General features: G+C 38.1%; 15 protein-coding genes, 6 tRNA genes and 3 rRNA genes. 22 read left to right on the top strand and 2 right to left on the bottom strand.

The genetic code is table 11. The features are described 5' to 3' along the window. Window positions 1-12 precede the first annotated feature (12 nt). The 3 genes from DYE31_RS03925 to DYE31_RS03935 all read left to right on the top strand — a co-directional run bounded on the left by DYE31_RS03925 (window position 13) and on the right by DYE31_RS03935 (window position 3,633). Window positions 13-1,044, top strand: a complete 1,032-nt coding sequence (locus DYE31_RS03925; protein ID WP_015900925.1) for a FecCD family ABC transporter permease — start codon at window positions 13-15, stop codon at window positions 1,042-1,044. Further along, complete coding sequence (locus DYE31_RS03930) at window positions 1,041-2,003, top strand: FecCD family ABC transporter permease (protein WP_015900924.1); 963 nt, start codon at window positions 1,041-1,043, stop codon at window positions 2,001-2,003. The genes DYE31_RS03925 and DYE31_RS03930 overlap by 4 nt, the downstream gene beginning before the upstream one ends. Window positions 2,004-2,262: 259 nt before the next feature. Beyond that, a complete protein-coding gene (locus DYE31_RS03935) occupies window positions 2,263-3,633 on the top strand; it encodes a YjiH family protein (RefSeq protein WP_015900923.1) in 1,371 nt (456 codons plus the stop codon). A gap of 47 nt (window positions 3,634-3,680) precedes the next feature. Here DYE31_RS03935 and DYE31_RS03940 read toward each other — a convergent pair whose 3' ends face one another. Next, window positions 3,681-4,022, bottom strand: a complete 342-nt coding sequence (locus DYE31_RS03940; protein WP_041613006.1) for a heme oxygenase — start codon at window positions 4,020-4,022, stop codon at window positions 3,681-3,683. Window positions 4,023-4,193: 171 nt separating this feature from the next. Here DYE31_RS03940 and DYE31_RS03945 point away from each other — a divergent pair, with 171 nt between their 5' ends. Continuing rightward, window positions 4,194-5,027, top strand: coding sequence for a low temperature requirement protein A (locus DYE31_RS03945; RefSeq protein ID WP_015900921.1), 834 nt, complete (start codon window positions 4,194-4,196; stop codon window positions 5,025-5,027). Window positions 5,028-5,220: 193 nt separating this feature from the next. Here the strand turns inward: DYE31_RS03945 and DYE31_RS03950 are convergent, their stop codons facing one another. After that, window positions 5,221-5,478 (bottom strand): SunI/YnzG family protein, encoded by a 258-nt coding sequence (locus DYE31_RS03950; protein ID WP_015900919.1) that lies wholly within the window; start codon window positions 5,476-5,478, stop codon window positions 5,221-5,223. 189 nt (window positions 5,479-5,667) lie between these two features. Between DYE31_RS03950 and DYE31_RS03955 the strand changes: the two genes are divergently transcribed. The 18 genes from DYE31_RS03955 to DYE31_RS04040 all read left to right on the top strand — a co-directional run bounded on the left by DYE31_RS03955 (window position 5,668) and on the right by DYE31_RS04040 (window position 20,857). Then, complete coding sequence (locus DYE31_RS03955; protein WP_015900918.1) at window positions 5,668-6,183, top strand: metal-dependent hydrolase; 516 nt, start codon at window positions 5,668-5,670, stop codon at window positions 6,181-6,183. 204 nt (window positions 6,184-6,387) lie between these two features. Beyond that, window positions 6,388-7,581: a UTP--glucose-1-phosphate uridylyltransferase gene (locus tag DYE31_RS03960; RefSeq protein WP_015900917.1), complete on the top strand. Its 1,194-nt coding sequence runs from the start codon at window positions 6,388-6,390 to the stop codon at window positions 7,579-7,581. 20 nt (window positions 7,582-7,601) lie between these two features. Then, window positions 7,602-8,285 carry a PAQR family membrane homeostasis protein TrhA gene (gene trhA / locus DYE31_RS03965; protein WP_015900916.1) on the top strand — a complete coding sequence of 228 codons (684 nt, stop codon included), beginning with the start codon at window positions 7,602-7,604 and terminating at the stop codon, window positions 8,283-8,285. 117 nt (window positions 8,286-8,402) lie between these two features. Further along, window positions 8,403-9,740, top strand: a complete 1,338-nt coding sequence (sdrM, locus tag DYE31_RS03970) for a multidrug efflux MFS transporter SdrM (protein ID WP_015900915.1) — start codon at window positions 8,403-8,405, stop codon at window positions 9,738-9,740. Window positions 9,741-9,841: 101 nt separating this feature from the next. Beyond that, the gene (locus tag DYE31_RS03975; protein ID WP_015900914.1) at window positions 9,842-10,309 is read left to right on the top strand and encodes a SepA family multidrug efflux transporter; all 468 of its coding nucleotides are present in this window, start codon (window positions 9,842-9,844) and stop codon (window positions 10,307-10,309) included. Between the two features lie 79 nt (window positions 10,310-10,388). Continuing rightward, window positions 10,389-11,837 (top strand): MDR family MFS transporter, encoded by a 1,449-nt coding sequence (locus tag DYE31_RS03980; protein WP_015900913.1) that lies wholly within the window; start codon window positions 10,389-10,391, stop codon window positions 11,835-11,837. A 167-nt stretch (window positions 11,838-12,004) separates the two neighbouring features. Next, window positions 12,005-13,072, top strand: a complete 1,068-nt coding sequence (locus tag DYE31_RS03985) for an Mrp/NBP35 family ATP-binding protein (protein ID WP_015900912.1) — start codon at window positions 12,005-12,007, stop codon at window positions 13,070-13,072. A 437-nt stretch (window positions 13,073-13,509) separates the two neighbouring features. Beyond that, window positions 13,510-15,061, top strand: a 16S ribosomal RNA gene (locus tag DYE31_RS03990). Window positions 15,062-15,305: 244 nt separating this feature from the next. After that, window positions 15,306-18,231 (top strand): 23S ribosomal RNA (locus tag DYE31_RS03995). A gap of 70 nt (window positions 18,232-18,301) precedes the next feature. After that, window positions 18,302-18,416, top strand: a 5S ribosomal RNA gene (rrf, locus tag DYE31_RS04000). Together the 16S, 23S and 5S rRNA genes with 6 tRNA genes alongside form the textbook arrangement of a ribosomal RNA operon. Window positions 18,417-18,427: 11 nt before the next feature. Then, window positions 18,428-18,502, top strand: a tRNA-Asn gene (locus DYE31_RS04005). A gap of 3 nt (window positions 18,503-18,505) precedes the next feature. After that, a tRNA-Glu gene (locus DYE31_RS04010) sits at window positions 18,506-18,577 on the top strand. Window positions 18,578-18,587: 10 nt separating this feature from the next. Further along, window positions 18,588-18,663: transfer RNA gene (locus DYE31_RS04015), tRNA-Val, on the top strand. A gap of 23 nt (window positions 18,664-18,686) precedes the next feature. Further along, window positions 18,687-18,770 (top strand) — tRNA-Tyr (locus DYE31_RS04020). Between the two features lie 7 nt (window positions 18,771-18,777). Further along, window positions 18,778-18,852 (top strand) — tRNA-Gln (locus DYE31_RS04025). A 3-nt stretch (window positions 18,853-18,855) separates the two neighbouring features. Beyond that, window positions 18,856-18,928, top strand: a tRNA-Lys gene (locus tag DYE31_RS04030). A 188-nt stretch (window positions 18,929-19,116) separates the two neighbouring features. Then, the gene (gene cdaA / locus DYE31_RS04035) at window positions 19,117-19,923 is read left to right on the top strand and encodes a diadenylate cyclase CdaA (protein WP_015900911.1); all 807 of its coding nucleotides are present in this window, start codon (window positions 19,117-19,119) and stop codon (window positions 19,921-19,923) included. A gap of 1 nt (window position 19,924) precedes the next feature. Further along, window positions 19,925-20,857, top strand: coding sequence for a CdaR family protein (locus DYE31_RS04040; RefSeq protein ID WP_015900910.1), 933 nt, complete (start codon window positions 19,925-19,927; stop codon window positions 20,855-20,857). The last annotated feature ends 1 nt before the right edge of the window (window position 20,858 follow it).

The following is a 20,858-nucleotide window of genomic DNA, read 5'->3' on the forward strand; positions in this document are numbered from 1 at the left end:
TGGAGAAGGTGAATGGTTATGCGTACACAACCTGACCACAGCCTTATTGAAAAGAAACAAAGAAAACGCACCACGCTCCTTTTTATAGGGAGTGTGTGTTTTCTTTTTATTGTGATGTATTTCAATTTGACTGTCGGTACAACAAATATGAAGTTGAAAGACATTGCAGATTATTTGATATGGCATCATGATACAAAAAATACATTAGTCATACATAATATAAGAATGCCGAGAATGATTGGCGGTTTGCTTATTGGTGCAGCTTTAGCTGTAGCTGGATTATTTATGCAGGCAATGACGCGAAACCCGCTTGCTTCACCTCAAATTTTTGGTGTAAATGCTGGTGCCTCGTTTGTGATTGTTGTCATAACTATCATGTTTCCGGCTTTAACACCTATCTCTACTTTGCTTGCATTTATCGGTGCATTTATTGGCGGAAGCATTGTTTATATGCTGTCTGATTCGACTAAAGGTATGACACCTGTCAAGTTGGCTTTAGCAGGGATGACAGTACATCTATTCTTTACGAGTTTAACGCAAGGGTTGATTTTACTGAATGAAGATTCAACAACAACAGTTTATTTCTGGTTGGTTGGTTCTTTATCTACCTTGAAATGGGGAGATGTACTTTCAATCATGCCTTGGTTAATCGCTGCATTTATCGCTGCTTTATTAATGGCACGCAACATCTCAATTTTAGAATTAGGTGATGAACTTGCACGAGGGTTAGGACAAAATATCAAATTAACCCGTCTTATTCTAGGTATATTAGTAGTTGTACTTGCAGGTGCATCTGTTTCAATAGCGGGGCCGATTGGTTTTATTGGATTAATCGTTCCGCATATCGTGAAACACTATACGCAGAATAACTATTTTGTAATTATTCCGCTCACGATGATATTTGGGGCAGCGATATTGCTTTTATCAGATGTGATCAGCAGATTAATTGCATATCCATTTGAAACACCAGTAGGTATTGTAACTTCCTTCGTAGGTGCAATTTACTTCTTATCATTAACATTGAGAGGAGTGAAGCGCATATGACGAAACATTTAGGCAGAAAGTATCTTATTGTCATTGCAATATTAATTATTGTGTCTTTATTTTCACTCTCAGTCGGTGCTGTTTTTGTCAATCCGCTTGAAGCTATTAAAGGATTGATTATGCAAGATGATTTCATTATTAATGAATATAGAGAACCGCGTATGCTTGTCGGCTTGCTTGTGGGAAGCAGTATTGCCATTTCTGGTGCTGTAATTCAAGGTGTTGTCAGAAACCCATTAGCATCTCCAGATGTAATCGGTATTACAAAAGGTGCAAGTTTAGCGGCAGTAACTGTATTAATTTTATTCCCTAAAGCACCTATTTATGCATTGCCTGTTGCATCTTTCATTGGTGCATTAGTAGTGAGTTTAATCTTATCTTATTTAATTGCACGTAAAGATGTACAAGGATCTAATCTAGCGTTAATCGGTTTAGCCATCGGTGCAATTTGTATGGCAGCGGTGCAATATTTATTAATCCGCTTCCCGCTTGAAGCGAATTTAGCACTCGTTTGGCTGACGGGTAGTTTATTTGGCCGTAATATGGACCATGTCCTTTCAATTTTACCGTGGTTCATTGTGACGGTACCGTTGATTTTATTCTTAGCACAACGTTTAGATATTATTCATCTTGGTGACCAAGTCGCAACTGCGCTTGGTACAAGAGTCAGAACTGTTAAAATGGTAATGTTGATTTTAGCAGTGATGCTTGCAGGTTCATCTATTGCAGTAGTCGGTGGTTTAAGCTTCTTAGGTTTAATTGCACCGCACATAGCAAGAACTATTGTCGGACATAAACATATTCATATTATTACGATGTCTGGTTTAATCGGTGCTATTTTAATTATTGTCAGTGATACATTAGCACGCGGTATTCATCCACCGTTAGATATACCGGTCGGTGTCATTATTGCCATTGTAGGTGCACCTTATTTTATCTATGTATTAAGAAAAATGTAGTAAATACGAAGAATCGTTTCTCTTTATTGAGAAGCGTTTCTTTTTTATGCATGCAATGAGTTCTATGCAAAATGCATGCTTGTATTTAAAAGAAGGAAGCTGTCTAAAAAGAGTGATAGCAACAATTAGAGTAATCATAGTTAGAATAAAAGTGTATTATAATTGTTGGTTTTATACATTTTTTTGTATTAATATTTAATTTTCTATTGCTAACTCTCTTAATTATGCTTATACTTATTTTAACGAGAGGGAGAAGATTATGGAAAAATATACAAAATTACAAATTATAAAAGGACGTTTAAAATTCATTATTATGTCATTGATCGGAATTCTGCTTTTCTTGATTCCGATACCTGTGACAGAAGATGGTAAGAAACAAACAACATTAACCGTCGCATTTTTAGCAAACTGGCTGAAAGAATTGTTAGGCGGCTCAATGCCGTATATCTTGCTGATTGTCATTACACTTTCTGGCCTACTTACCTTATTATGTTCTACTATTTTAAAAAATCGAATTAATCCAGAAGGTTTAATGAATACTGTATTTAATGTTACACCGATTTGGTTGATTGTCAGATTATTAGCTGTTGTTTTTGTTTGGATGACATTCTTACATATTGGGACAAAAGTAGTTTATTCAGACGATACAGGCAACTTGATTTTTTCTGATTTATTACCAACCTTATTATCGGTATTTTTCTTTGCAGCATTATTTTTACCGCTACTATTAGAATTCGGTTTATTAGAAATGCTAGGGCCGATTTTCAGACCAGTCATGAGACCTTTGTTTACATTACCTGGACGTTCTACAGTTGATAACTTGGCATCATTTATCGGAGATGGAACAGTAGGGGTAATTATTACCAGCCGTCAATATGAACAAGGCTTTTATTCTAGAAGAGAAGCAACAGTCATAGCGACGATTTTCAGTGTTGTCTCATTAACTTTTGCGATTGTAGTAGCTGAAACAGTCGGAATGCAAAATCACTTCTTCTATTTCTATTTAACTGTAATCGTTTCATGTTTAGTCGCTGCTGTAATTATGCCGAGAATTTGGCCATTACGTAATATTCCTGATGAATATGCGGTAGAAAATAGTGAATATAGTAAAGATGAATCTAAACCAGAAGGTGTATCTGCTGTACGTCATGGCTTTAATTTAGCAACTGAACAAGGGATTAAAGCACCTGGTTTTGTAGATTTCTTTAAATCAGGATTAGGTACAGTAGTGGATATGTGGTTCGCGATTTTACCAGTGGTAATGACGATTGGGACATTAGCTACCATTATTGCGACATATACACCATTCTTTGAAATTATCGGTAAACCATTCGTACCATTATTAGAGTTATTGCAAATTCCTGAAGCAGGACGTGCATCTGAAACAATGCTGGTCGGCTTTGCAGATATGTTTTTACCATCTATTTTAATTGATGGCGTGAAAAGTCAAATCACACTTTTTGTTGTAGGTGCGTTAAGTATCTCTCAATTAATTTATTTATCAGAAGTGGGCGGTGTTATCTTAGGATCTAAGATTCCTGTCAGTATTGGTAAGTTGTTTGTCATCTTCTTGCTCAGAACAATTATTGTCTTACCAATCATTGCTTTGATGGCGCATTTATATTTCTAACAAAAAGGAGTGCACTCATTGAATTGCATGAGTGCACTCCTTTTTTGCTATTCTAATTTACCAAGTGCTGTAAGTACATGAGATTTTACGAGATTGCTGCCAATGATCGGTGATTCTTTCTTTTCTTGATTATCAGATTCTTTTTTATCGGAACGTTGGTGTGCTTGTTTGAAGGCATCACTATTCTTCCAATTTTCAAAGTCTTTTTCTGAATCCCACCAAGTAGTCACATACATCTCCTCAGTATCTGCATTGTCATTTTCGATTAAAGAAACTTCAACACGATTAAATCCAGGCATTTCTTCTAACTTTGGATTAGAAGTGAAACGCGGTGCCATTTTTTCTGCGAACCCTTTTTTAACTTCAATTCTATTTGTAACGATATACATCATACATCGCTCCTTCATTTAAAATTTTCTTACTTTATTTTTACCCTAATTGTAAATAGATTAGAAGTAAAATATAACCACAGTTCACAAATGGGTTTGTTTCAAAATTTTTAGTGGTAAAAATTATAAAGTAAAAATATGTGAAATAATCATAATGGAAGGAGGGAAATAATGGAGAAAAAAGAAGTCAGCATGGCTGAACTGTTTTTCGATTTAGTATTCGTGTATGTTTTGTCTACTATCAATCAAACCGTTCAGCATATTTCGCAATCGTTAGTAAGTTTTGAAAGTTTAGGAAAAAACTTGGTACTATTTTTAGTGTTTTATTCAATTTGGGTTTATCATACATTGCTGATCAACCGCTTCTTTGAGCAAAAATGGTATCAATATGTATTCCTTTTTACAGATATGTTCTTAATTTTATGTCTTTCAAAAGCCATTAATAGTAATTTCCAAGAAACATTTATTCCTTTTGCATCGATAACAGGCTGTATCTACGTGAGTTTAATGGTGCAATATTTCTTGAATCATATGTTGATCAGACATCGTCTCAGCAATCGTCTGATTCGTGTTTACTTAGTTGGTCTGGGCTTAACTATTATATTTTTTATTTTAGGGCTGGTATTGCCTAAAAACATTAATTTCTGGTTCTTTCTCATTGGGATTATAATTGCTGTATCAAGTCCAGGCGTTTGCTGGAAGGCATCAAAACAAAACCCAGTATTTTTCTCGCATTTAACAGAACGATTGAGTTTATTCATGATTATATTGTTTGGTGAAGGAATTGTTCAAATTGTACCGACTATTAAACTTTCTAATTTCAATGTACTAGACGTTGTATATTTCGTCCTCATTGTGAGTATGTTTATCATTTATTCATTTCATTATAAAGGTAGTCTGGACCAAGAAAAAACAGATGATTCAGGTTTAATTACAATCTATATACATTTATTCATAATCTATGCTACTAATATGGTTTTCTTGATTATGCATAAATGTATATAGGAATCATTTTAGCAGCGACAATATTAGGTTTAGTGATAACAAATATTCACTTTATTACGATTGTAGAGATATTAGCGATACTTTTATTATGCGGAATGTATTATGGAGAGAATAAAAATATTTTAAATAAATACTTATAATATGAAAAAAAGAAGCGGCCACATGTTGCGTTTGTGGTCGCTTCGTCTTTCATTTATTTCGTTAACTCGTTATAGACTTTTTTGTCGTTGAAAGTATAAATGATGTATTCGTGGTCATCAGTATCAATAATAACGCGGTTAGTTTTACCGAATGTTGAACCGATTCTTGAAACTTCTTTGCCTGTTTCTGGAACTGCGTGAAGATCTTGGTCTTCTCTGATGCTTGTAATGCTTTCTGTTGGGATCTTGATATTTGCAACTCTCCATTGAATTTTCACTTCATTATTATCTTTTTTAACTGTCATTGCCATAGTAAGAACACATCCTTTTAAATTATTGTAAACTCATCATACACCATTTAGAAAACGTTTTCAACAAATGTGAGATACTTTTTTTAAATATGTCATACTAATAGAAAAAGGCGAACAGAAGGACCGAAAATATGTTCGTTTTTATGTGCGTTTTGTGGTAAAATATTAAAATCAGAAGGGAGAATTAAGATGACAGGAAAAACGCACATCTCATGCGGGTTTTTAATTGGTACGCTCGCAGTTAATTATTATCATCCAGACATATTTACTTCTATTACAACTGTTGTCTTAGCAGTGGCTGGAAGTATGTTGCCTGACATTTGCCATACACAAAGTAAAATCGGTCGCAGATTTAAACTTTTAAGTATAATTGTTCGTATTTTGTTCGGGCATAGAACTTTTACACATTCACTTTTATTTACATTATTGATGGCATTATTACTCAAAACAATACATACACCAGAAGTTTATTTCACAGCTTTCATAGGTGGTATGGCTTCACACATTATTTTGGATATGCTGACACCTAGAGGGGTTAAGTTATTATATCCATTACCGTTATCTGTCAAACTCCCGATTCAATTTAAAACTGGCGGAATGGTAGATTTATCTCTCGCTACTGCATTTACTTTTGGTGGTACCTATGTTATATTTCGCGAGGTTATTAATCAATGGTTGAATCAATTTATTACATTACCTTTTTAACGCTATATATTGATGGTAAATAGGGTATAACATATCCGGTGAATGGTTCTTAAGCTTCATATAAAGTTAACAATTCATTCATGAACGTGATTAAGCCGAATTGATTAATGTATGATATAATTTTAGAATATTAAGAGTAACGGAAGTCATTAATATTCCGAGAGCTCGTTAATCGCGGAGAATTTAAGGAGAGGTAACATTAAAATGTTGGATAAGAACAAATTAGAGAAAAATAATCAACAGCACTTACTAGAATATGAAAAATTAATGAGTTCAAATGAAAAAGAAAATATTGCTGCTAAGTTAGAATCTTTAGACTTATCTGCGATCCAAGATATGTATCAATCGCTTTATGTTGAAAAGTCGCAAAATAAAAATAAAGAAGCCGAAGAAGCAACTGAAGTTAAATATAAAGTACGCAAAGATTATACAGAAGAAGAACTCAATGCTTTTCATCAAACAGGCATCAATGCGATTAAAGAAGGTCAATTTGCTGTAGTGTTAATGGCAGGGGGACAAGGAACACGTTTAGGATATGATGGTCCTAAAGGTTCATTTGAAATCGAAGGTGTGAGTCTTTTTGAATTGCAAGCTAGACAGTTGATTCAGCTTTCTGAAGAAGCAGGTCACAATATAGATTGGTATATCATGACGAGTGATATCAATGATGAAGCGACACGTCAATTCTTTGCAGAAAAAGATTACTTCGGCTATGATTCTGATTTCGTTCATTTTTTCAAACAACAGAATATTGTTGCTTTAAATGAAGAAGGCGGTATTGTTTTAGCTGAAAATGGTGAAGTGATGGAAACACCAAATGGAAATGGCGGCGTATTCAAAGCTTTAGACGAGCAAGGTTACTTAGAAAAAATGGAACAAGATGGTGTTAAATTTATCTTTATGAATAATATTGATAATGTGTTGGCGCGTGTTTTAGATCCTGTATTTGCTGGTTTCACAGTAGATTTCAATCGAGACATCAGTTCTAAAACGATTGAACCTAAACAAGGTGAGAGTGTGGGCCGTTTAGTAAATATCAATTGTAAAGATGGTGTGCTTGAGTATTCTGAGTTGGATGAATCAGAAGCGGATGCTTTCCATAATGCGAATATTGGAATTCATGCATTTAAGTTGGCATTCATTCAATCTGCAGTAGATAGAGAATTACCATATCATTTAGCAGTGAAACAGTTAGCGCAACTTGATGAGGATTTTGATGTTGTGACAAAACCAACATTAAAATTTGAGTTGTTCTATTTTGATATTTTTAAATACGCAACAAGCTTTATTACCTTGCAAGTTCCAAGAGAAGAAGAGTTTTCACCACTTAAAAACCGTGAAGGTAAAGATAGTGTTGAAACAGCAACAGAGGATTTAAAACGTAGAAATCTTATTTAACAGCAAAGGTGGAGTCATTATTGAAACAGGCTTCAAATACGGAAAAGGAAAGTACATTGAGTCGATTTAAAGATATTATTCCGTTATCTTTTGGTGAAGAAATTGGAAATGCAGTATCCCATGGAGCAGCTGCATTTGTGACATTGATTGCTTTACCATACGCAGCGGTCCACAGTTATAATCAAGGCGGTGTGTTATCGTCAGTAAGTGTCTCTATATATGTAATCAGTATCTTTTTGATGTTGCTGTCATCGACTGTTTACCATGTCATGCAAAATCATTCTTCTCATAAATATATTATGAGAATTATAGATCACAGTATGATTTACATTGCGATAGCTGGCACTTATACTCCGGTTTCTTTGGTATTAGTCGGAGGATGGTTCGGATGGATTATAATGGTTCTATTGTGGGGTATCACAATTTGGGGCATTTTATATAAAGCAATCGCTGAAAAGGTCAATCCTAAATTAAGCTTATTTATGTATTTAATTATGGGATGGGTCGGAATTATCTATATCCCTATTATATGGAAAGAAGCTTCATGGCAATTTATGATGTTTATCTTGCTTGGCGGTATCGCATATACAATTGGTGCATGGTTCTATGCGCAAAAAAATAGACCATATTTCCATATGATTTGGCATATTTTTATTGTGATTGCTTCGTTGTGTCACTTTGTAGGTATTTTATATTATATGTAAGGATAAGCATGAGAGGTGAAATTTTAAATAACAAGCCAATTTGTTATTTAACCATTTCAACCTCTTTCTTATTGTAAGAGTGTTTGAAAAGAGTTTGAGAAAAGAGGAAAAAGTATTATGAAGTTGAAGTCTATTGGTGTAGTGACAGCGCTCGTATTAATCATGTTTATGTCTGCAATTGAAACATCGATTATATCGTTAGCATTACCGACCATAAAAAGTGATTTGAATGTAACAGCATCCATTTCTCTAGTGTTTTCTGTTTATTTTATAGCGCTGGTGATTGTAAATCCGTTAGTAGGGGAATTTTTATCGCGTTTTAAATTGATTTATGTAACACTTACAGGTTTATTGCTGTTTATAATAGGTAGTTTATTTTCAGGACTAAGTTCAACATTTACGTTATTAATTATCTCACGCTTTGTGCAAGGGCTCGGCGCTGGGATTATGATGGTATTGAGTCAAATAGTACCTAAACTTGCATTTGAAATTCCACTAAGATATAAAATTATGGGTATTGTCGGAAGTGTTTGGGGAATTTCAAGTATTATTGGTCCTTTATTAGGCGGAGGGATTTTAGAATTTGCAACGTGGCACTGGTTGTTCTTTATTAATATTCCAATTGCAATTGTTGCAGGAATATTAGCATTTATTACATTTCATTTTGATGAGGATAGAGTCGAAAGTGAAGAGCCATTTGACAGTAAAGGACTTTCTTACTTTTATTTAACATTAATCTTTATTGTTGGTGCCGTCACAACACCGCTTCCATTTTGGTTGAAAGCAATTGCTTTAATTGTCGGTGCTGCTTTAGCATTTAAATTATTTAAAGTTGAAAAGAAAATGCGTATTCCATTTTTACCAGTTGCAGAATTTAACCGTACAATTACGTTAGTGTTTGTTACTGACTTTATTTATGCAATGATGCTGATGGGTTATAACTTATATATGCCGATTTATTTACAAGAAGAGCTAGGTTTATCTCCATTGCAAAGCGGTTTTGTTGTATTCCCGATTTCAGTTGCATGGTTGCTGATTAATTTTAATTTGCATCGTATTGAAGCTAATATTACAAGGAAAACATTGTACATCGGTGCATTTACTTCCTTGTTGGTATGTAGTATTTTAATTTTTGCTACGCATGCAGCACCTGTCTTATTAGCATTCACATTATTACTTGCAGGAGCGAGCTTTGGTGTGGTTTATACAAAAGACAGTGTGATTGTGCAAGAGGAAACGTCACCTCATGAAATGAAACGTATGATGTCCTTTTACTCTTTATCGAAAAATCTTGGTAATTCCATTGGATCTACAATTATGGGAGGCATCTACGCTTTACCATTTGTAATCGGCGGCGCGCGTATTTTAAATAATGTAGCCTTAATTATTATATTTATCATTATATTATTTGTGCTTTGGGTCGTACTTTATAAAAACCATACATCTGAAGCTTAGTGAATATCCCGCTGCGAAGCGGGATATTTTAATTTATTGCTTTATAGAGAATATGTTATGATACATTTGTAAAATTACGATAAGAAATGAGGTGAGGATGCTTGAAATTTTTTAAATTCAATTTTTTCAATCTAATATCGACTTTAATTGTGCTTTTTGTATTTGTGATTTCAGGAGCAGTATTCCTCACACTTTTAGGATTTATATTATATGGTCTCAGTAGATTGCTTATTTTCTGGCATCTAGGGTATTTTGGTTATAATAAAGGTTTCTATCAAAATCTATTGTATTATGGTAGTTATATTGTATTAGGCTATTTTACGATGTTTACCGTTGAGTACTTAATGGATTACTTTAAGAAAAAGTTGCCGCAAAGTCCTTATTTCCATGGCGAAATCTTTCATTTGATTTCCTATTCTGTGACAACAGTGATGTTTTTCTTCATTGTGCATATTCATTACACTTATATAAATATAGATTATTGGGTGATTATGCTTATTATGGCTTTCTTATATGTATGTAAGGAAGTATTCTACCCGGATAGTGAAAATCTGAACAGGAATAAGTGACCTCCGCAAGCAATTAGTTTGCTTCGCTAACCTTTATTGTTGCATCATAACAAAGGTAAGTATGAAAAGGAGTGTTTAAATGTCCGAACAGGTCATATCTAAGCATCGACGTAATATAATTGTTTCAGTGATGATATTAAGTGGTTTTATTTCTATTTTAAACCAAACTTTACTTAATACTGCTTTACCTTCAATTATGCGCGGACTCCATGTCGGAGAAAATACGGCACAATGGCTGGTAACAGGATTTATGCTTGTTAATGGTGTAATGATTCCATTAACAGCCTATTTAATGGATAAGGTTAAAACGCGTCCCTTATACCTTGCTTCGATGGGAATATTTTTATTTGGTACGATTGTAGCAGCAATAGCACCTAACTTCGGAGTTCTGATGACGGCACGTGTAATTCAAGCTATGGGTGCTGGAATTATAATGCCGTTAATGCAATTTACGCTATTCTCATTATTCCCAAGAGATAAACGCGGCTTTGCGATGGGATTAGCTGGTTTGGTTATCTCATTTGCTCCAGCAATTGGTCCTACGTTATCTGGTTTGATTATCGATATCAGTAGTTGGCGTGTACCGTTTATTGCAGTAGCAGTTATTGCTGGAGGCGGTTTTATATTCGGTGCAACAAGTATTTCTAACTATAATGATCCTAAAGATATTACATTAGATAAATTATCCGTAGTTTATTCTACACTTGGTTTTGGTGTGATGTTGTATGCATTCAGTAATGCTGGATCATTAGGATTTACAAGTTGGATGTTTTACGTACCGTTAATTTTAAGTTTAATCGTAATAGCAATTTTTATTAAACGTCAGTTGACAATTTCAAATCCGATATTGAATTTAAGGGTATTTAAGAATAAAACATTCACTCTCACAACAATTTGTTCAATGATTGTAATGATGTCAATGATAGGTCCTGCTTTATTGATTCCAATGTATGTTCAAAATGCGATGGGGCTATCTGCGTTATTATCTGGTGTAGTTATATTACCTGGCGCAATTATAAATGGAGCAATGTCTATTTATACTGGTAAAGCCTATGACAAATATGGTGTTAGACCGCTAATCATGATTGGCTTTACATTATTGATTATTTTGACAGGTGTATTAGCATTCTTAAAAGTTGATACGCCATATTGGCTGCTTGTTGTCGTATATGCTTTAAGAATGTTTTCAGTATCTATATTGACAATGCCGTTAAACACAGCAGGTGTAAATGCACTTCCAAACAAAGATATATCTCATGGTACTGCAATTATGAACTTTGCCAGAATGATGGCTTCATCAATTGGTACTGCATTAATGGTTGCACTTATGACAACTGGAGCAAAAGCGTTTGCTCCAAAACCTCATGCAGGTGCTTCTAAAGAATTACTGCAAAGAGAAGCGGTTGCACGTGGGGTAGACTTGTCGTTTGGTGTAATTACCATACTTGTGATTATTGGATTGATTGTAGGATTGTTTGTCAGAGATAAAGAAAAAGGAAGTAAGGCGCCGAATGTACGTGAAATTTAAATAAGAACATAAAATTACCAGTAAAAACAGCTTTTTGGGTGTTTTTACTGGTTTTTTGTAAATAAAGTGCAGAATTGAGCGAATTGATTGTCTCATTCGTTACCACTTATACATTAAGTTTGTTAAAATAAAGAAAGTAAATACTAATATATTTGGGGTGACAAGCTTTGTTAACAGTTGAACAAGTCAACAAATTAGTGGGAAATCTAAAAGATCCTATTTTAGATGTACCGCTTAAAGATACAGGTGGTATTGTAAATATCACAATAAAAGAAGAAATCGAACATGCCAGTGTCAAAATTGCAATAGCTAAATTAGGTGGAAAACCGCAATTAGACTTGCAAATGGCTGTCGTTCAAACATTAAAAGAGAATGGTGCAAATACAGTAGGGATTCGTTTTGAAGAATTGAACCCAGAAACTGTAGCTAAATTTACAGGAGAAGATCCTAATGCTGAACCTCAAACAATTGAAGGTCTGCTTTCTAAAGACAACCCAGTTGAATTTATTGCAGTTGCGTCAGGTAAAGGTGGCGTTGGTAAATCAACAGTTGCTGTCAATTTAGCAGTAGCACTTGCGAGAGAAGGTAAAAAAGTTGGACTGATTGATGCTGATATTTATGGTTTTAGTGTTCCTGACATGATGGGAATTGATAACAAACCAGGTATTGAAGGTAAATCAGTTAAACCTGTTGAACGTCATGGAGTAAAAGTAATGTCTATGGCTTTCTTTGTTGAAGAAAATGCTCCAGTAATATGGCGTGGACCAATGTTGGGTAAAATGCTTACTAACTTCTTTACTGATGTTAAATGGGGAGAATTAGATTACTTATTGCTAGATTTACCTCCAGGTACAGGTGATGTTGCATTAGATGTACATACAATGCTACCTTCAAGTAAAGAAATCATCGTTACAACTCCACATCCAACAGCAGCCTTTGTAGCAGCTCGTGCAGGAGCAATGGCTAAACATACAGAACACTCTATTTTAGGTGTTATTGAAAATATGTCTTGGTTCGAAAGTAAAGAAACAGGAAACAAAGAATATGTATTTGGTAAAGATGGAGGCAAAAAGTTAGCGGATGAACTTAATTCTGAATTATTAGGTCAGTTGCCATTAGCACAGCCAACTTGGGATCCAAAAGATTTTGCACCTTCTATTTATCAACCAACAGACAAATTAGGTGAAATATATCAAGAAATGGCTCAAAAAATCATTACTAAAACAATGAAATAGAATGCTAAACAAGAAAAACGCATGTTTTAAAAAAAATATGCGTTTTTCTCTTGCATTTTTTTATAATCCTGTTAGAATATATCTTTGTGAGTGGGAAAAAGAAAGATATTTCAAAGCTTACAAAAAATATTTGAAAATAGTTGTTGACTTAACAATCTATTGATGATATACTTATAAAGTCGCTGAAAAAACGAAGCGAAAACAAAGAGTGTAAAATTGACTCTTGATTAAATGAAGAAAACATTTTAAAATTGTAAAAGTAATGTTAATTAATTGTTGACTTCTTCAATAAGAAGTGTTATAATAAATGTCGTTACTGAAAAAATGAACATTGAAAACTGAATGACAATATGTCAACGTTAATTCCAAATTAACAAACGTCTTAGGACGTTTTAAAACAAATTAGTTTTTATGAGCTAGTCAAACAAATCATAACTTTTATGGAGAGTTTGATCCTGGCTCAGGATGAACGCTGGCGGCGTGCCTAATACATGCAAGTCGAGCGAACAGACGAGGAGCTTGCTCCTCTGACGTTAGCGGCGGACGGGTGAGTAACACGTGGGTAACCTACCTATAAGACTGGAATAACTCCGGGAAACCGGGGCTAATGCCGGATAATATGCAGAACCGCATGGTTCTGCAATGAAAGACGGTTTTGCTGTCACTTATAGATGGACCCGCGCCGTATTAGCTAGTTGGTAAGGTAACGGCTTACCAAGGCAACGATACGTAGCCGACCTGAGAGGGTGATCGGCCACACTGGAACTGAGACACGGTCCAGACTCCTACGGGAGGCAGCAGTAGGGAATCTTCCGCAATGGGCGAAAGCCTGACGGAGCAACGCCGCGTGAGTGATGAAGGTCTTCGGATCGTAAAACTCTGTTATTAGGGAAGAACAAGTGCGTAGGTAACTATGCGCACCTTGACGGTACCTAATCAGAAAGCCACGGCTAACTACGTGCCAGCAGCCGCGGTAATACGTAGGTGGCAAGCGTTATCCGGAATTATTGGGCGTAAAGCGCGCGTAGGCGGTTTTTTAAGTCTGATGTGAAAGCCCACGGCTCAACCGTGGAGGGTCATTGGAAACTGGAAAACTTGAGTGCAGAAGAGGAAAGTGGAATTCCATGTGTAGCGGTGAAATGCGCAGAGATATGGAGGAACACCAGTGGCGAAGGCGACTTTCTGGTCTGCAACTGACGCTGATGTGCGAAAGCGTGGGGATCAAACAGGATTAGATACCCTGGTAGTCCACGCCGTAAACGATGAGTGCTAAGTGTTAGGGGGTTTCCGCCCCTTAGTGCTGCAGCTAACGCATTAAGCACTCCGCCTGGGGAGTACGGCCGCAAGGCTGAAACTCAAAGGAATTGACGGGGACCCGCACAAGCGGTGGAGCATGTGGTTTAATTCGAAGCAACGCGAAGAACCTTACCAAATCTTGACATCCTTTGACCGCTCTAGAGATAGAGTCTTCCCCTTCGGGGGACAAAGTGACAGGTGGTGCATGGTTGTCGTCAGCTCGTGTCGTGAGATGTTGGGTTAAGTCCCGCAACGAGCGCAACCCTTAAGCTTAGTTGCCAGCATTAAGTTGGGCACTCTAAGTTGACTGCCGGTGACAAACCGGAGGAAGGTGGGGATGACGTCAAATCATCATGCCCCTTATGATTTGGGCTACACACGTGCTACAATGGACAGTACAAAGGGCAGCGAAACCGCGAGGTCAAGCAAATCCCATAAAGTTGTTCTCAGTTCGGATTGTAGTCTGCAACTCGACTACATGAAGCTGGAATCGCTAGTAATCGTAGATCAGCATGCTACGGTGAATACGTTCCCGGGTCTTGTACACACCGCCCGTCACACCACGAGAGTTCGTAACACCCGAAGCCGGTGGAGTAACCTTTTAGGAGCTAGCCGTCGAAGGTGGGACGAATGATTGGGGTGAAGTCGTAACAAGGTAGCCGTATCGGAAGGTGCGGCTGGATCACCTCCTTTCTAAGGATATATACGGAACAGTTTCAACAGAAACTGACGGATTAACGTGACATATTGTATTCAGTTTTGAATGCTCATTCGAGTATTCATGATTGTACCTTGAAAACTAGATAAGTAAGTAATAAATAGATTTTACCAAGCAAAACCGAGTGAATTAGAGTTTTAAAAGCTTTATTCATTTAAATGAATCGCTAGTAATCGATTTGCCGATGGCAAAGAAGATTACTCACATAATTAATAACGTGATTAAGTTATTAAGGGCGCACGGTGGATGCCTTGGCACTAGAAGCTGATGAAGGACGTTACTAACGACGATATGCTTTGGGTAGCTGTAAGTAAGCGTTGATCCAGAGATTTCCGAATGGGGGAACCCAGCACAAGTTATGTTGTGTTATCGACATGTGAATACATAGCATGTCTGAAGGCAGACGCGGAGAACTGAAACATCTTAGTACCCGCAGGAAGAGAAAGAAAACTCGATTCCCTGAGTAGCGGCGAGCGAAACGGGAAGAGCCCAAACCAATGAGCTTGCTCATTGGGGTTGTAGGACACTCTATATGGAGTTACAAAAGAATCGATTAGACGAACCGTACTGGAAAGTTGGACCAGAGAAGGTAAAAGTCCTGTAGTCGAAAGTCGGTTCTCTCCTGAGTGGATCCTGAGTACGACGGAGCACGTGGAATTCCGTCGGAATCCGGGAGGACCATCTCCCAAGGCTAAATACTCTCTAGTGACCGATAGTGAACCAGTACCGTGAGGGAAAGGTGAAAAGTACCCCGGAAGGGGAGTGAAAGAGAACTTGAAACCGTGTGCTTACAAGTAGTCAGAGCCCGTTAATGGGTGATGGCGTGCCTTTTGTAGAATGAACCGGCGAGTTACGATCTGATGCAAGGTTAAGCAGCGAATGCGGAGCCGCAGCGAAAGCGAGTCTGAATAGGGCGTTGAGTATTTGGTCGTAGACCCGAAACCAGGTGATCTACCCTTGGTCAGGTTGAAGTTCAGGTAACACTGAATGGAGGACCGAACCGACTTACGTTGAAAAGTGAGCGGATGAACTGAGGGTAGCGGAGAAATTCCAATCGAACCTGGAGATAGCTGGTTCTCTCCGAAATAGCTTTAGGGCTAGCCTCAAGTGATGATTGTTGGAGGTAGAGCACTGTTTGGACGAGGGGCCCTTCTCGGGTTACCGAATTCAGACAAACTCCGAATGCCAATCAATTTAACTTGGGAGTCAGAACGTGGGTGATAAGGTCCATGTTCGAAAGGGAAACAGCCCAGACCACCAGCTAAGGTCCCAAAATATATGTTAAGTGGCAAAGGATGTGGTATTGCCCAGACAACTAGGATGTTGGCTTAGAAGCAGCCATCATTTAAAGAGTGCGTAATAGCTCACTAGTCGAGTGACACTGCGCCGAAAATGTACCGGGGCTAAACATATTACCGAAGCTGTGGACTGTCCTTCGGACAGTGGTAGGAGAGCGTTCTAAGGGCGTCGAAGCATGATCGCAAGGACATGTGGAGCGCTTAGAAGTGAGAATGCCGGTGTGAGTAGCGAAAGATGGGTGAGAATCCCATCCACCGATTGACTAAGGTTTCCAGAGGAAGGCTCGTCCGCTCTGGGTTAGTCGGGTCCTAAGCCGAGGCCGACAGGCGTAGGCGATGGATAACAGGTTGATATTCCTGTACCGCCAAGGATCGTTTTAAGCGATGGGGGGGACACAGTAGGATAGGCGAAGCGTGCTGTTGGAGTGCACGTCCAAGCAGTGAGACTGAATAGTAGGCAAATCCGCTATTCTCAAGGTCAAGCTGTGATGGGGAGAGGAAACATGTTTTCCTCGAGTCGTTGATTTCACACTGTCGAGAAAAGCCTCTAGCTAGTGATTTGGCGCCCGTACCGCAAACCGACACAGGTAGTCAAGATGAGAATTCTAAGGTGAGCGAGAGAACTCTCGTTAAGGAACTCGGCAAAATGACCCCGTAACTTCGGGAGAAGGGGTGCTCTTTAGGGTTCACGCTCTGAAGAGCCGCAGTGAATAGGCCCAAGCGACTGTTTATCAAAAACACAGGTCTCTGCTAAACCGTAAGGTGATGTATAGGGGCTGACGCCTGCCCGGTGCTGGAAGGTTAAGAGGAGTGGTTAGCTTCTGCGAAGCTACGAATCGAAGCCCCAGTAAACGGCGGCCGTAACTATAACGGTCCTAAGGTAGCGAAATTCCTTGTCGGGTAAGTTCCGACCCGCACGAAAGGCGTAACGATTTGGGCACTGTCTCAACGAGAGACTCGGTGAAATCATAGTACCTGTGAAGATGCAGGTTACCCGCGACAGGACGGAAAGACCCCGTGGAGCTTTACTGTAGCCTGATATTGAAATTCGGCACAGCTTGTACAGGATAGGTAGGAGCCTTAGAAACGTGAGCGCCAGCTTACGTGGAGGCGTTGGTGGGATACTACCCTAGCTGTGTTGGATTTCTAACCCGCGCCATTTATCATGGCGGGAGACAGTGTCAGGCGGGCAGTTTGACTGGGGCGGTCGCCTCCTAAAGTGTAACGGAGGCGCTCAAAGGTTCCCTCAGAATGGTTGGAAATCATTCATAGAGTGTAAAGGCATAAGGGAGCTTGACTGCGAGACTTACAAGTCGAGCAGGGTCGAAAGACGGACTTAGTGATCCGGTGGTTCCGCATGGAAGGGCCATCGCTCAACGGATAAAAGCTACCCCGGGGATAACAGGCTTATCTCCCCCAAGAGTTCACATCGACGGGGAGGTTTGGCACCTCGATGTCGGCTCATCGCATCCTGGGGCTGTAGTCGGTCCCAAGGGTTGGGCTGTTCGCCCATTAAAGCGGTACGCGAGCTGGGTTCAGAACGTCGTGAGACAGTTCGGTCCCTATCCGTCGTGGGCGCAGGAAGTTTGAGAGGAGCTGTCCTTAGTACGAGAGGACCGGGATGGACATACCTCTGGTGTACCAGTTGTCGTGCCAACGGCATAGCTGGGTAGCTATGTATGGACGGGATAAGTGCTGAAAGCATCTAAGCATGAAGCCCCCCTCAAGATGAGACTTCCCAACTTCGGTTATAAGATCCCTCAAAGATGATGAGGTTAATAGGTTCGGGGTGGAAGCATAGCGATATGTGGAGCTGACGAATACTAATCGATCGAAGACTTAATCCAATTTCAAGTTTTGATTGGTTGAATTGATAATTACTTACTATCTAGTTTTGAATGTATAATCATTCTATTGTCTGGTGACAATGGCAAAGAGGTCACACCTGTTCCCATGCCGAACACAGTAGTTAAGCTCTTTAGCGCCGATGGTAGTCGGACTTACGTTCCGCAAGAGTAGGACGTTGCCAGGCAATTGTATTATTCCACAGTAGCTCAGTGGTAGAGCTATCGGCTGTTAACCGATCGGTCGTAGGTTCGAGTCCTACCTGTGGAGCCATATGGCCCCGTGGTCAAGCGGTTAAGACACCGCCCTTTCACGGCGGTAACACGGGTTCGAGTCCCGTCGGGGTCATTTACATATAGGAGAATTAGCTCAGCAGGGAGAGCATCTGCCTTACAAGCAGAGGGTCGGCGGTTCGAACCCGTCATTCTCCACCATCTTAATGAACTGAATATTTGCTGGAGGGGTAGCGAAGTGGCTAAACGCGGCGGACTGTAAATCCGCTCCTTCGGGTTCGGCAGTTCGAATCTGCCCCCCTCCACCATCTTTAATGGGCTATAGCCAAGCGGTAAGGCAACGGACTTTGACTCCGTCATTCACTGGTTCGAATCCAGTTAGCCCAGCCATTAGAGCCATTAGCTCAGTTGGTAGAGCATCTGACTTTTAATCAGAGGGTCAGAGGTTCGAATCCTCTATGGCTCACTGTTAGCACTCTTTTAAGAGTGCTTTTTTTATACTCTTTTTTAAATTCATGGAAGATATTATTTGTATAAATACGTATTTTCATTCAAGGATACTACTACTTTTATGATATAATTTGTGTGTATGACGGCTATTTATCAATTAGATAAAATGGTTATCATTGTAATTAGGTTACCGGAGGAGATGCTATGAATTTTGGCAGCTTTTTTGAAAATTTTAACACGGTAAAGTTAATAACAAGTGTATTAGACTTAGTTATCGTATGGTATGTTATTTACCTTCTAATCACTGTATTCAAAGGTACAAAAGCAATTCAACTCCTCAAAGGAATCATTGTGATTGTAATTGGCCGTTGGGTAAGTGCTGCCTTGGATTTAACAACTACTGCCCGTTTATTCGATATGGTTATTCAATGGGGGTTCTTGGCAATAATCGTTATATTCCAGCCTGAAATTCGTCGTGCTTTAGAGCAATTGGGTAGAGGTAATCTATTCAAGCGCTATACTGACAGCTCTTCAGCTGATCAACAAAAATTGATTAAAGCTGTATCAGGTGCAGTTCAGTATATGGCGAAAAGACGTATCGGTGCCTTAATTGTTTTTGAAAAGAAAACAGGTTTGCAAGATTATATTGAAACCGGTATTCCGATGGATTCGGATATTTCACAAGAACTATTAACAAATGTGTTTATTCCTAACACGCCATTACATGATGGAGCAATGATTATTCAAGGTACTAAGATTGCAAGTGCTGCTTGTTACTTGCCTCTTTCTGATAGCTCAAAAATATCTAAAAGCTTAGGTACGAGACACCGTGCTGCTGTAGGTATTTCAGAAGTGTCAGATGCGTTTACTGCGGTTGTATCTGAAGAAACAGGTTCAATTTCTATCACATTTGATGGTAAATTGAGAAAAGATATTTCATTGGAAGTCTTTGAAGAATTATTAGCAGAGCATTGGTTTGATACAAGACTTCAAAAGAAAGGTGTGAATTAGAATGTTTGAGAGCAAATGGGGATTACGTTTTGTTGCATTTGTCTTAGCATTAGCCTTCTTTTTAACAGTGAATAATGTTTTTGGGAATATTTTCAGTTCTTCAGCTCTTACACAAAGTACAACACGTACAATACAAAATGTTCCTGTAGAAGCTACATATAACAGTAAAGAATTGTACGCATCAGGGATACCTGATAATGTTGATGTTCAGCTAAAAGGCTCACAATCTAAAGTTTTAAAAGCTGAACAATCTGATGACATTAAAGTCGAACTGGATTTAACTAAAACTAAATTAGGTAAACATAAAGTTGACTATGTCATTAAAGGACTTGATAAAGATGTTGATGGAACAGTCAATCCAAAGCAAGCTAATATCAATCTAGAGAAAAAAGTTACGAAAGAACTGACTGTTCAACCAGATGTGAGCAATAAAGATATTGATTCAGATTATCAAATTGCAAACCAATCTGTTTCTCCGCATAAAGTGAAAGTAATCGGCGGTGAACATCAAGTTGAAAACATTGCTTATTTAAAAGCAACTTTTAAAGATGCATCAAGTATCAGTCAAGATACCACTGATACAGGACAAATCGTAGCTTTTGATAAAAACTTGAATAAAATTGACGTTATTACTAAACCGAGCAGTGTTAATATTACTGTAGAATTAAAACCCTATAGTAAAAAAGTGGATATTAAGAAAAAAGTAATTGGTAAAGCAAATTCTAATATCAAAGCAGATGATATTGATTTATCAAAACAACAAATTGAAATATTTGGAAATAGAGAAGACTTAAACAGTATTAGTCAGATAACAGGTGAAATTGATCTTTCAGATTTTGATAATTCAGATGAAGCACCAGTAAAGTTAACAATACCTGATAAAGTCACTGATACAGATCCAAGTGATATCAAAGCGTATTTATCAAATCACTAAA

Origin of the sequence: Staphylococcus carnosus, from assembly GCF_900458435.1 — a bacterium.
GTDB classification, from domain to species: domain Bacteria; phylum Bacillota; class Bacilli; order Staphylococcales; family Staphylococcaceae; genus Staphylococcus; species Staphylococcus carnosus.

What these genes read in the sequence shown, in the direction of transcription:
- cdaA (WP_015900911.1), top strand. Translation starts at nt 19,117, where the DNA reads ATGAATTTTGGCAGCTTTTTTGAAAATTTTAACACGGTAAAGTTAATA.
- DYE31_RS04040 (WP_015900910.1), top strand. Translation starts at nt 19,925, where the DNA reads ATGTTTGAGAGCAAATGGGGATTACGTTTTGTTGCATTTGTCTTAGCA.
- DYE31_RS03930 (WP_015900924.1), top strand. Translation starts at nt 1,041, where the DNA reads ATGACGAAACATTTAGGCAGAAAGTATCTTATTGTCATTGCAATATTA.
- DYE31_RS03955 (WP_015900918.1), top strand. Translation starts at nt 5,668, where the DNA reads ATGACAGGAAAAACGCACATCTCATGCGGGTTTTTAATTGGTACGCTC.
- DYE31_RS03945 (WP_015900921.1), top strand. Translation starts at nt 4,194, where the DNA reads ATGGAGAAAAAAGAAGTCAGCATGGCTGAACTGTTTTTCGATTTAGTA.
- DYE31_RS03935 (WP_015900923.1), top strand. Translation starts at nt 2,263, where the DNA reads ATGGAAAAATATACAAAATTACAAATTATAAAAGGACGTTTAAAATTC.
- DYE31_RS03960 (WP_015900917.1), top strand. Translation starts at nt 6,388, where the DNA reads ATGTTGGATAAGAACAAATTAGAGAAAAATAATCAACAGCACTTACTA.
- DYE31_RS03940 (WP_041613006.1), bottom strand. Translation starts at nt 4,022, where the DNA reads ATGTATATCGTTACAAATAGAATTGAAGTTAAAAAAGGGTTCGCAGAA.
- DYE31_RS03980 (WP_015900913.1), top strand. Translation starts at nt 10,389, where the DNA reads ATGTCCGAACAGGTCATATCTAAGCATCGACGTAATATAATTGTTTCA.
- sdrM (WP_015900915.1), top strand. Translation starts at nt 8,403, where the DNA reads ATGAAGTTGAAGTCTATTGGTGTAGTGACAGCGCTCGTATTAATCATG.
- DYE31_RS03925 (WP_015900925.1), top strand. Translation starts at nt 13, where the DNA reads ATGGTTATGCGTACACAACCTGACCACAGCCTTATTGAAAAGAAACAA.
- DYE31_RS03950 (WP_015900919.1), bottom strand. Translation starts at nt 5,478, where the DNA reads ATGGCAATGACAGTTAAAAAAGATAATAATGAAGTGAAAATTCAATGG.